An 11,027-nucleotide genomic window follows, 5' to 3' on the forward strand; every position below is an offset into this window, starting at 1 on the left:
TGGGCATAGGGAATTGGGCATTGGCCAAACAGGGCATTGGGCATTGGGCATTGGGCATTGCTAGCAAATAACTAATGACTAATGACTCATGACTCATGACTAATGACTTCTTCGTCTTAACTTAATCGAATTCGCCCGGAGGTAAAGGCTTGTATTCGATCGCCCGCCAAGCATACTAACAACCGGCCGCATCCGTCAATGCCGGCGGCTTCTCCGCAGATGGTTTCGGAGGAAAGTTCGATCGCCACATTGGAACCAATCAGCCCGTCGCGGCGGCGTAATTCTGGCAAAAGCATTGCTAAACCAGACTTTTCGGGTGGCTTGTCGGTGGCGGAAAACATATCGGCTAGTTCGAGTAAATAGTGCCGGAGTCTCGCAAGCAAACACAATTCATCGGGTACATTAGTAGCAATAGAATGCAAGCTTACCGCATTGCCGATCGCCCTGTCATCCAATCCGGCCGCCGCGAAATCTACGCAGCGGTTGAGTCCAATTCCCACAACGGCGCGAGTGCCAAAACTGTTACCAGAAGAGGCTTCACAGAGAATTCCGGCTAATTTTTGGCGATCGATCCAAACATCATTTGGCCATTTCAGGCGCAGCATATCGCGACATTCGGGTACCAAATCCTCGATCGCGAAAATCACGGCCAAACCGACTGCTAAACTGAGTCCTGGCAACAGATGGGGATTGAGGTTGTCGAGTACAAAACTGGCAGTCAAAACACCTGTTGGGGCGTACCAGGTGCGCCCTTGCTGTCCGCGCCCGTTGGTTTGCTGCTTAGTAAATATTACATCTCCGTGGTGCAATTGGTCTGCGCGGGCGATCGCCCAGGTATTGGTACTGGGACAAGTATCTAACGTATGCAGCCAGTGAGGAAGAGGAAGGTTTGGGCGATCGGATTCTGGAGATGCGGGCACGGGAATTAAGGGTAATTCAGACAAGGTTTGATTTGAATCGTGCAGAAGTGGCGGAATATTCGCATTATATGTCATACTCGACAGTGGTTTCCTATATCTGAACTTCCGATATCAAGCTAAGCTGACAGAGACACAGAAGCAAAGATAATAAACAGTACAAATATCTATTTAAGACTATTAGGTTTGCAGTTTCACGGAAAAAATGATGTCCCCAAAAAGTATAGACGAGATTAAAAAAATATTATCTAGTCAACCTATTGTAGCCATTGACTATTCGCTAGACGCTTTTTTATTCAACACAAAAGAAACCAAACACAAACATATCGATTCAGAATTTTTTGTTCTTTTTTGTCAGGCAATCTTCCAATGCCAAGATATTGAATATGTAAATCACTCGAATTTAGTAGATCTGCTTTTTGATCAAAATTTAAATCCCAATCAAAAAAGATTTATCGCTGTTTGTTTGTTACGACTATTAAATACTTGTGAAAATATCCTTGATGATAACAGAGTCAAATACAAAACCCTAGAACTTTTTGATGACGTATTTGCCAAAGACTTATATCCTCAATTAGATATAGAACTAAAATCTCAATCTCATGTAAAAGAAAATATTCTCAAAAACGTTGTATTAAAAGTAGAAAAAGATTTTGAAAATTTGATAAATTCTTTTAATGATATTACTTTGATTACTCCTTTCCGTAGTGAGCTTACTCGAAAACTCAACAATAAAATATCGAAGGCTATACTTTTTTCTTTTATTCCACAAGAATTAATAGAAAAATTAAAACTAACGCAAATTTTTAAATCTATCGAGCAGTATTTAAAAGAAGAAGGAGTGAAAAAAGTTCAGAATTTTACCGAAGCAAAAGAAATTCTGACTGATTATTTAAATTCTGCTAAAATATTTGGAACAAAATATAGTTGTAATTACTTAGGGAGATTTGCCACTAAAGTTTTAGAACTTTTAGAAAAAGATTTTCAGAATAATCCCCTTAGTAAACCTGCTGAGTTAAATATTTCCAGCTCGGATAAAAAGTACCCTTTTTTAACAAAAAATGCTAAATTTGATTTGAACTTAATCGTTAGCAATTGTGGGCCTAACCAGGCATTTGATGTCAGATTTAATCTAATAGAGATAAGTGATAATATATATTTAGATAGATCGGAACGTTATCTAGGAAATCTACATTTGACTTCTATAACAGTTCCCATTTCCTGTGAAGTGACTCATTCAGAAAAACAGGCTATATTAATACTAGAACTAGCTTGGAAAAACTTTGATAGATCAGAAATTAAAAAAGATTTTTGCCTAGAGTTTGAAAGCCAAAGTGATAATATCGATTGGGATAGTTTAGCGATAGAAGAGCCATACAGTCTAGAACCAGTCATAACCGAGGATGAGTTAGTTGGCAGAACAGAACAACTCAATACATTAATCGCAAGAAGCAAAGCCAGAAGTATAGGATCGTCTTATATTTTTGGACAAAAGCGTGTGGGTAAAACCTCTATAGCGCAAACTTTAAAAGCACGCTTAAATAGGCTAATGCCCAGTAATTATCTTGTAATTGATTTAGAAGGTGGTGATTATGCTAATAGCGATCCGGTAATTACTATAGAAAATTTAGCAAAAAAAATTTGCGAACGAATAAAACAAAGTAATTCTCAGTTTGACGGCTTGGAAATACCTTCTTTCAACGGTGCATTATCTCCTTTGAGTAGTTTTTTAGATTCGATTGTAACACTTGTACCTGAATATAAAATTCTTTTTATTTTGGATGAATTTGACGAATTGCCAATTGATCTTTACAAAAGAGGGACTATTGGAGATACATTTTTTTTAAGCCTAAGAGCTATTAGTGGAAAGACACATTTTGGCTTTCTTCTGGTAGGAGGCGAAAAAATGGAATTTATAATAAGCACCCAAGGTGATGCTCTTAATAGATTTGAATCTTTTAGAATTGATTACTTTGAAAATCATCAATCTGACTTTAAAGACCTTGTAAAAAAACCAGTGGCTCAGTGGAATATTGAAATTTCAGAACGAGCAATATATGAACTTTATCAACAAACAGGTGGTAATCCTTATTTCACCAAGCAAATATGCGGTGAATTATTTAAACTTATAGTAAATCGTCGAGATGGGCATATTACACAAAAAGAAGTGGAAGAGGCTACTAAGATAACTATAAATAAATTAGCTAGCAATAGTTTCCTGCATTTTTGGGAAGATGGTTTATTTGAGACAGATCGTGCCGAAGAGAGGTCAATGAATCGGAGAAAAGTTTTGTTGGCTTTAGCAGAAATAAGTCGAAAAAATATTAATATTAACCAAGATAAAATTATAGAGCAGGCTATGAAATACGGATTAAATGAAAATCAGGTTAAATTTGAACTGCGAGATTTTGAACGCCGTCAAATAATTGTAAGTGAAGAGGATACTGTTTATAAGTATAAAGTTCCTTTATTTGGAAAATGGCTGAAAGAGAAAGGACTTCATGAAATTATTACAACTTTTACTGATTTAGATGCTATTTTGTCAAGAAAAAAAGAAGAAGAAGAGGCTTATGTTCGTTCTGAAGAAATCATTCAATTAATCAGTAATTGGGGACAATATTTATCTAGACCCATTACAGAAGATAAGGTGAGAGCTTGGTTAAGCCAGTTTAAGGAAAATACAGAACAGAGGTTAATGTTCCGAATTCTTAAACATCTAAAATTCTACAATGGTGATAATCTTAGAAATAAAATGAAAGAAGCTCATGGAATCATCGTTAGAGGAGGAATTTCAGTACGTAAATATGAAACAGAAAAGCAAAGGAAAAGATCGGATATACTTGTTAGCTATCTAGAACATAATCCCAGCAAAAGTGGATGCTCTTATGCGAAAATTTTTGCTGATGAAAATGAAATTTATGCTAATAATATTGTTGAACGAGGAAAACTAGCTCAAACTCTAACAGATCAGACCCGAATGGAAAAAATAAAAGGTCTTGTTTTTATTGATGATTTTATAGGTACGGGGGGATCTGCTTGTCAATATTTTGAAGAATTAGCGAATGAATGTGGAGAACTGCTTCGGAATACCAACTTGATAGTATTTTTTATCTCTGTATCTGGTTTCCAGGAAGCTAAAACACGGATCGAAACTAAGCTTTATGAACTTAATTTTAATGTCAAGGTACATATATGTGATCCCCTTGATGAATCTGATAAAGTTTTTAGCGATCGGTCTAAAATATTCTCTAAATCTAGTGATTTGGAACGAGCAAAAAATGTCGCTTATGAGTATGGTCGTAACTTAGTTAACAATAATCCACTTGGTTACGGAAATTGTCAAGCAGCAGTTGTATTTGCCGATGCTTGTCCTAATAATACTCTTCCAATTCTCTGGTCAGATGCCAAAAAGTGGATACCTCTTTTCAAGCGTCAATAGTTATAATTCGACATACATAATTTAATTTAAAAAAAGCGATCGCCTTTTGTTCATCTTCAAAAAAAGCCGATCGCCCGCCCGCACAATTTACGCTGCTGATTTCCCTTGCATTTCCAGCAACTCAGGAATCGTCACAAACCGATATCCCTCCTCCTTCAAGCCAGCAATCATATCCGGTAAAGCCTTGATAGTACGAGATCGATCGCCCCCGCCATCGTGCATCAACACAATCGCCCCCGGCTTCGCACCCTTCAACACATTCTCAACAAAAGCTTCTGGTTGAGCGCGCGGATCTGTATCCGCAGAAGTTACCGACCACATCACCACAGAATAATTTTGTTCCTTAGCATACTTAGCCAAACCATTAGTCAAAACTCCTCCCGGCGGGCGGAAATAAGTAGTCTTGACTCCCGTCGTTTCGTAAATAAGTTTTGCCGTGCGATCGATTTCGCTAGCCGCCGTCGCCGCATCCATCGGATCGTATGGGTGATGCCACGTATGATTGCCGATCGCGTGACCTTCTGCTACAACTCGACGAGCAATGTCAGGAGAAGTTTCGAGAGATTTACCTATCCAAAAAAATGTTGCTTTAATGTCATTTTGCTTAAAAATATCCAGCATTTGTTCAGTCGTTTCTGGCCACGGCCCGTCATCCACTGTTAAAGCAATAACTTTCTGAGAATATTTGATTGTCCCTTCAAAAACAGTTGTTCCCTGAAACTGCTCTGGCGGCACAAAAGTCAAGCGTTTTTCTTTGGGTTCCAATACGGTGAGAAGTTCCTCAACTGTGCGATCGAGATTAAAGCTTGTTCGATCGCCTCCAACCTCCTTTGCTAGCGGATTTACCGTTAAGGATTGGTTGAGGTTCTGCACGGCGGCGGTTGCAGGTTTGTCGCTTCCCTGTTGGTTTCCTGGTAGCAGCATACCCACGATAAAGCTGATTGCAGCCGCTGCCAGGGCGATCGCCACAAAACGCCATTTTTTTCGCAGTCTTTGAAATAGATGATTTCCGGTCACTTGGGATTCCCTTCACTCCACACTGCCGATAATGATAATGGGAATTTCAGGGAAAAGAAACCTAATTTTTGATAAATATGTCTCAGCGGGATTGACAGCGGTATCGGAAGGGCGATCGAATCCGGGCGATCGAATCCGGGCGTAGACAGACTAAACTCCCCTTCGCGGGTTGAAGAAATTCAGGTTTGATATTTTGCATCTATACAATGGAGAATTGCCAGCGACTCCACCAGAGTCAAATCTCCATCCACCAACGCCTGTATGCGGTGAAACGGGTTAATTGCCAGAAAATCGGGTGCAAATTGGTCGCCGTCGAGGTTAAGTGCGATCGGCTCAAACGCAACTTGTTTCTCCAGAAGTGCCACCCACACGCGACGAGAATTCAGAGAAATCGGATTGTAGTACAGTTTCAGCATCGGATTTTTCTCGAACGACACCACCAGTTTAGCAGCCAAATGTCTTGATTTTACGTAGTTTGGCAGAGTGGGAGTGTTCGGAAAGGGCGATCGACACCCCATGTCAAAAAAAGATTTCAAAAAAAGTTGTATTACCCCCTTGACAGTCCTGTAGTACGCAATGTAGTATAAATGTATAGCAAAGGGGAAAGAGCTTTAAAGCTTTGTCTCACAGGCAATACGAACCTTGAAAACTGAATAGGAAATTAACAATGTCACATACTTTTGGACATTTGGCGGTGTAGACTCCGGCAACCATCACCCCCTAGGGTTGTAGTACGCGGAATCAACCGCCACCCCGTCCAAACACAAACCTTGTGGGGCTGTAGCTCAATTGGGAGAGCGTCGCTCTGTCACAGCGAAGGTAGCGGGATCGAAACCCGTCAGCCCCGTCAAGCAATTTTAGATTTTAGATTGTGGATTGTGGATTGTGGATTGTGAGATTTTCAATCTTAAGTTGAGAATCTTAAGTTGAGAATCTTAAGTTAACAATCTTAAGTTAACAATCTTAAGTTAACAATCTTAAGTTGAGAATCTTAAGTTAACAATCTTAAGTTAACAATCTTAAGTTAACAATCTTAAGTTAACAATCTTAAGTTGAGAATCTTAAGTTGAGAATCTTAAGTTAACAATCTTAAGTTGAGAATCTTAAGTTAACAATCTTAAGTTGAAAATAACAGTTTTACTCGCAGGAGCAATCTAAAATCTAAAATCTAAAATCTAAAATCAATAGTCCCGTAGGCAAAAGTCAAGCCGTCTGCCCCTCAAGCAGAAGATTGCGAGTGCAAACCTCGTCGGGACTCCCAGGTTAGGTGGCTGAGTGGCTCAAAGCGTCGGTCTGCAAAACCGAATTTCGCGGGTTCAAATCCCGCCCTAACCTCTGTTCCCAATCGTAATTAAAAATTACATAAATTCCATGAAATTTAATTATTTAGGGTACGCACTGTAAAGTCGGTCATTCTATCTACAAAACAGAGGAAGTAAAGCCTAATAGACATTGACAGAGGTTAGAAGTTATGAAGACCAAAACTACCGTTCTTTCAAGGTTCATGCCTAACGATGTATCAAATAATAGTGCCAACTTGGAAGATCAGTTGACTGCGTTCGTTCAAAAATCCCTTGCTGATAGCTATTCTCAAGACGTTGATGCTACCTTGCAACAGCTTGATGAGGCATGGGAAGCTCAGAAAATGGTTTGGCAACTGCGAGATGAAGCCCAAGTTTAATCGGCGAATTTCCAGAAGCTTACTTGTTTTGAGAAACGAGAAATTAAGAGATTAACCCAACACTCTTTTAATTGCAGTTTGTAACTTTGAAAGTAACAAAGCAACACAGTGCTGGACGCACAGGTAGTTAGAAACCGGGTTTTTTACAAAAATTCTTCACCCTAGCCGACAGATTAGGTAAAAAACCCGGTTTCTTTGAACTTATATCGCAAGCAGGGATGGTGTAACTGGCAACACTCTGGTCTCCAAAACCAGCATTCTGAGTTCAAATCTCAGTTCCTGTGCCAATTTTTTAATATCAAATTTGTAGTGCTGTAGGCAAATGGTTTAAGCCGCTTGGTTTTCACCCAAGTGATTTGCGGGTTCAACTCCCGTCAGCACTGTTTGTGGGTCGTTGGCAGAATGGTTTTGCAGCCGCCTTTTAAGCGGATGGATCGAGGTTCAATTCCTCGGCGACCTACCAAATTTTCAACCTTGGGTCGGTTCTCATATTGGTATGAGTAGCTGTCTGTAAAACAGTAGCTTAAAGCTTTGCTGGTTCGATTCCAGCCCGACCCATTCGCAACTGTATTTAATATGTAGTTGCGATCGAGAGAATGTGTTGTAATCGGACAACAACTCAGTTTGCGCGGCTGAAGATTTGGGGGTTCAAATCCCTCCATTCTCGCTCATTGAGGAGAGGTGGCCGAGAGGCTTATGGCGCTTTCCTGCTAAGAAAGAGCGGCTTAACACCCGTCGAGGGTTCAAATCCCTCCTTCTCCGTTTTCCCCCGATAGCTCAGTTGGTAGAGTGCTTGTGTGAAGAACAAGAGGCCGTCAGTTCGATACTGACTTGGGGGATTGCGTTGCCTCATAGCTCAATGGTAGAGCTGCACGCTGTTAACGTGATGGTTGTAGGTTCGAGTCCTACTGAGGCAGCCATTTTTTAAATTACTGGGTAGACAAATTGGTAAATTCGCCTATCTTTGAAACAGGCTTTTATCTATGTTCGTAGTCTACCCAACTATTCAACTATTGGGGAGTCGCCTAATCGGTATGGCACCGCTCTTTGAAAGCGGACAAATGCAGGTTCGATCCCTGCCTTCCCAGTTCTGCTATTACAAAAGCAGATTATGCTCCTGTAGCCCAACTGGCAGAGGCTGCAATTTCAAAAATTGTGTGTTACTGGTTCAAATCCAGTCAGGAGTACCAAATTTTCAACTAAGTTTCACTTGCTCTTGTGGCGGAATTGGCAGACGCGGCAGACTTAAAATCTGTTCTATTTTGATTGTGAGTTCGAGTCTCACCTTGAGCATGAACGGGATGTGGCGCAACTTGGTAGCGCGGCGGCTTTGGGAGCCGAAGGTTGCAGGTTCAAATCCTGCTATCCCGACTTTACCCCTGTGATGTAATTGGAAAACATCATCGAATCAGAATCGGTGTTTTTGCAGGTTCAACTCCTGTCAGGGGTACTTGGCTAACCGCCAATTTTTGCTATTTGCTCTCGTGGCGGAACGGCAGACGCGCTAGTTCGAGAAGCTAGTTTTCTACAGGTTCAAATCCTGTCGGGAGCATGAATTTTTGATAAATATCGGAGGAACTTACAGTGTCTAGGAAAAAAGTTAGTTTATCGAAAATGCCTCTGGAGCAATCGCGGTGCTTTTGAGCAACCAAAGTTAATCTGTGAATTGTGCCATAATCCTTCGCACTCACCCACAAATTAGGTAAAAAACCCGGTTTCTTTAGTCGGAGTGTATCCAGGACTGTTGATTAAACAAAATTGCCCTTGTAGCCCAATTGGAAGAGGTGCCTCGCTTAGAACGAGGAGGTTGCTGGTTCGAGGCCAGCCAGGGGTATTTGGTGATATCGCGGGTGAAGTAGCCTGGGTAGGCTTGGAGGTCTCATAAGCCTCTTCATAGCAGGTTCAACTCCTGTCCCCGCCACCAAAAATGCAGGTGTGATGTAATTGGCAACATGAGGCTCTTGTAAAGCTTTCTTGCGAGTTCAAATCTCGCCACCTGCTTGTCCTAAAGCTCAGAAGGAGTCTATCTAATTGTGCTAACTTTTCAACATAAGTTACAGCCCTAATTTTTTGTAGCAAATCTCAGTAAAAAGCATGAAAAGAATTGCGATCGCCCAAAACACGCTAAAAATTCTCGAAGATGGTTGCTACTTGTCCCCAGAAGGGAAGCAGGTTAAGATCGATCGCCAATTAGCATCCTGTATTGCGGGGACGGCATACTACGAACCCGATGCCCTGTCAGCGATTCAGGAAAAGGTTCTCTCAGGTACTCACCAATTGTCGAACACGGAATTTATGGTGAGAAATGAGACAACGCTGGTGGGTGCAGAGCGTCAAGGGCGATCGCAGAAATTTGCAAAAATTGGAGTCCTAAATTTCGCTTCTGCCAAAAATCCGGGTGGTGGATTCATCAGAGGCGCTCAAGCGCAAGAAGAGAGCTTAGCACGCAGTTCTGCACTGTACAAAAGCCTTTTAAAATGTCCTAAATACTACGAGTATCATCGCTCTCATAAATCCCTGCTTTACTCGGATCGACTCATCTACTCTCCCGGCTGTTCAGTATTCCGAAAAGATGATGGAACTTTACTTGAGGAACCTTATCTTGTTGATTTTATCACGAGTTGCGCTCCCAATGCTGGTGAGATTTCCCGAAAAGAGTCAGAAAGTACGGCAAAAATCCGCGAAACTCTGTACGGACGCGGTGCAAAATTGTTGGCTTTAGCCCTTTACAAAGGTTGCGATGCGTTAATTTTAGGAGCTTGGGGATGCGGCGTCTTTAGGAACGATCCATCTATGGTAGCTCAGATGTTTGCAGACTTTTTATTGCCAAACGGTCAATTTGCTGGCAGATTCAAAAGCGTACTATTTTCTGTACTAGACTCCAGCCCAGAAGGAAGGATATTTGCAGAATTTGACAATCGATTTTCCTCAGATTAGTCGAAATGGCGATCGCAATTTTTCCTGTGTCAACGCAATTTTAAATTTTCAATCATGCGGATATGGTGTAACGGTAGCATTCGAGTCTTCCAAACTCTAGGCACGAGTTCGAGCCTCGTTATCCGCTTGGCAAATTAAACAGTTTATAGATGACAGGTAACAAGTGTGCAGCGGCTTGTACACGAACATATATCTGTAGGGGCGAAGCATCACCGCAGTCAATATGAGATTATAACTAATCACTTATATGCGGTGATGCTTCGCCCTCTTCAAAAACCAGATCTACCCAACTGAAATATCAAATTTGTTTGCGGGTGTGATGTAAAAGCTAGCATCTGAGCGTGCCATTCTCAGCGCATGGGTTGGATTCCCATCATCCGCTTTTGTAGTCCTGTAGCTCAATGGTAGAGCGTTTGCCTTACAAGCAAGATGTTGCGGGTTCAAATCCTGCCAGGACTACCAATTTAGGGAGTGTAGCTCAATGGATAGAGCACCGCGCTTCGGACGCGGATGTTGTGGGTTCGAGTCCTACCACTCTCATTGTTTTTGATTGAATTTAAGGAGGTTGATTCCATTGAATGATTAATTTTTTATATTAAGAGCGATTCCCTACAAGATAGCTGCGCCCCCCGTACTTGCGTGTCCCAATCTTTGGAGCCTACATACTTTAGTACGAGAGGAAAGGTAACGCTGTCAAAAACGGCGCGCGTTTGCGAACGAGGAGTGCAATGAACCCGATAGGTAGGCTTAGAAGTAGCCATCCTTTAAAGAGTGTGTAATAACTCATCGGCGGAGTCCCTCTAGTAACTCAGAAAACGCAATGCTCCGATAACTCGCACGCCAATAGTACGCACGGCACAGCCATCCTTAGGGAATTGCACTATTTCACCTTTTAATAAAGTTATAACCCAATACGGTTTACTTAAGGTCGAACAAGTGGTACACTAGGTATGATGTATAAAAAAGTAAATCAAGTATAGTGCCGTACAAAAAATTATTATTAGAATCTCCCAAGCTCAAAAGTAGCGAGATATTC

6 protein-coding genes and 22 tRNA genes are annotated in these 11,027 nt (G+C 41.3%); 25 read left to right on the forward strand and 3 right to left on the reverse strand.

Annotated features, from left to right (window positions below; genetic code table 11):
• Positions 1–116: 116 nt before the first annotated feature.
• The gene (locus QZW82_RS24790) at positions 117–995 is read right to left on the reverse strand and encodes a biotin--[acetyl-CoA-carboxylase] ligase (RefSeq protein WP_293154358.1); all 879 of its coding nucleotides are present in this window, start codon (positions 993–995) and stop codon (positions 117–119) included.
• A 127-nt stretch (positions 996–1,122) separates the two neighbouring features.
• Between QZW82_RS24790 and QZW82_RS24795 the strand changes: the two genes are divergently transcribed.
• Positions 1,123–4,356, forward strand: coding sequence for a hypothetical protein (locus QZW82_RS24795; protein ID WP_293154361.1), 3,234 nt, complete (start codon positions 1,123–1,125; stop codon positions 4,354–4,356).
• 87 nt (positions 4,357–4,443) lie between these two features.
• On the opposite strand, the gene QZW82_RS24800 is transcribed toward QZW82_RS24795, so the two are convergent.
• A complete protein-coding gene (locus QZW82_RS24800) occupies positions 4,444–5,373 on the reverse strand; it encodes a polysaccharide deacetylase family protein (RefSeq protein WP_293154364.1) in 930 nt (309 codons plus the stop codon).
• A gap of 179 nt (positions 5,374–5,552) precedes the next feature.
• Positions 5,553–5,909 carry a glutathione S-transferase family protein gene (locus tag QZW82_RS32310; RefSeq protein WP_363318925.1) on the reverse strand — a complete coding sequence of 119 codons (357 nt, stop codon included), beginning with the start codon at positions 5,907–5,909 and terminating at the stop codon, positions 5,553–5,555.
• Between the two features lie 238 nt (positions 5,910–6,147).
• Here QZW82_RS32310 and QZW82_RS24810 point away from each other — a divergent pair.
• The 24 genes from QZW82_RS24810 (at position 6,148) to QZW82_RS24925 (ending at position 10,531) form a co-directional block, all read left to right on the forward strand.
• Positions 6,148–6,220: transfer RNA gene (locus tag QZW82_RS24810), tRNA-Asp, on the forward strand.
• 339 nt (positions 6,221–6,559) lie between these two features.
• Positions 6,560–6,634, forward strand: a tRNA-Glu gene (locus tag QZW82_RS24815).
• Positions 6,635–6,708: transfer RNA gene (locus QZW82_RS24820), tRNA-Cys, on the forward strand.
• Positions 6,709–6,877: 169 nt separating this feature from the next.
• Entirely contained in the window at positions 6,878–7,054 is a 177-nt protein-coding gene (locus QZW82_RS24825; protein ID WP_293154367.1) for a hypothetical protein, read from the forward strand.
• Between the two features lie 212 nt (positions 7,055–7,266).
• Positions 7,267–7,341 (forward strand) — tRNA-Trp (locus tag QZW82_RS24830).
• A gap of 21 nt (positions 7,342–7,362) precedes the next feature.
• Positions 7,363–7,437, forward strand: a tRNA-Glu gene (locus QZW82_RS24835).
• Positions 7,438–7,442: 5 nt separating this feature from the next.
• A tRNA-Lys gene (locus QZW82_RS24840) sits at positions 7,443–7,517 on the forward strand.
• Between the two features lie 13 nt (positions 7,518–7,530).
• Positions 7,531–7,612: transfer RNA gene (locus QZW82_RS24845), tRNA-Tyr, on the forward strand.
• A gap of 34 nt (positions 7,613–7,646) precedes the next feature.
• Positions 7,647–7,721 (forward strand) — tRNA-Arg (locus QZW82_RS24850).
• An 8-nt stretch (positions 7,722–7,729) separates the two neighbouring features.
• Positions 7,730–7,816: transfer RNA gene (locus QZW82_RS24855), tRNA-Ser, on the forward strand.
• 4 nt (positions 7,817–7,820) lie between these two features.
• Positions 7,821–7,893: transfer RNA gene (locus tag QZW82_RS24860), tRNA-Phe, on the forward strand.
• Positions 7,894–7,899: 6 nt separating this feature from the next.
• Positions 7,900–7,974 (forward strand) — tRNA-Asn (locus QZW82_RS24865).
• Positions 7,975–8,068: 94 nt separating this feature from the next.
• Positions 8,069–8,142 (forward strand) — tRNA-Gln (locus tag QZW82_RS24870).
• 25 nt (positions 8,143–8,167) lie between these two features.
• A tRNA-Leu gene (locus QZW82_RS24875) sits at positions 8,168–8,244 on the forward strand.
• Positions 8,245–8,266: 22 nt separating this feature from the next.
• Positions 8,267–8,347 (forward strand) — tRNA-Leu (locus QZW82_RS24880).
• 4 nt (positions 8,348–8,351) lie between these two features.
• Positions 8,352–8,425, forward strand: a tRNA-Pro gene (locus QZW82_RS24885).
• A 4-nt stretch (positions 8,426–8,429) separates the two neighbouring features.
• Positions 8,430–8,504, forward strand: a tRNA-Leu gene (locus QZW82_RS24890).
• A 28-nt stretch (positions 8,505–8,532) separates the two neighbouring features.
• A tRNA-Leu gene (locus QZW82_RS24895) sits at positions 8,533–8,606 on the forward strand.
• A gap of 208 nt (positions 8,607–8,814) precedes the next feature.
• Positions 8,815–8,888: transfer RNA gene (locus tag QZW82_RS24900), tRNA-Leu, on the forward strand.
• Positions 8,889–8,983: 95 nt separating this feature from the next.
• A tRNA-Thr gene (locus QZW82_RS24905) sits at positions 8,984–9,055 on the forward strand.
• Between the two features lie 93 nt (positions 9,056–9,148).
• Entirely contained in the window at positions 9,149–9,991 is an 843-nt protein-coding gene (locus tag QZW82_RS24910; protein ID WP_293154370.1) for a TIGR02452 family protein, read from the forward strand.
• Between the two features lie 56 nt (positions 9,992–10,047).
• A tRNA-Gly gene (locus tag QZW82_RS24915) sits at positions 10,048–10,118 on the forward strand.
• A gap of 260 nt (positions 10,119–10,378) precedes the next feature.
• A tRNA-Val gene (locus tag QZW82_RS24920) sits at positions 10,379–10,453 on the forward strand.
• 5 nt (positions 10,454–10,458) lie between these two features.
• A tRNA-Arg gene (locus QZW82_RS24925) sits at positions 10,459–10,531 on the forward strand.
• Positions 10,532–11,027 lie beyond the last annotated feature (496 nt).

This window comes from Microcoleus sp. bin48.metabat.b7b8b9.023 (assembly GCF_013299185.1).
In the GTDB taxonomy this organism is placed as follows: Bacteria; Cyanobacteriota; Cyanobacteriia; order Cyanobacteriales; family Microcoleaceae; genus Microcoleus.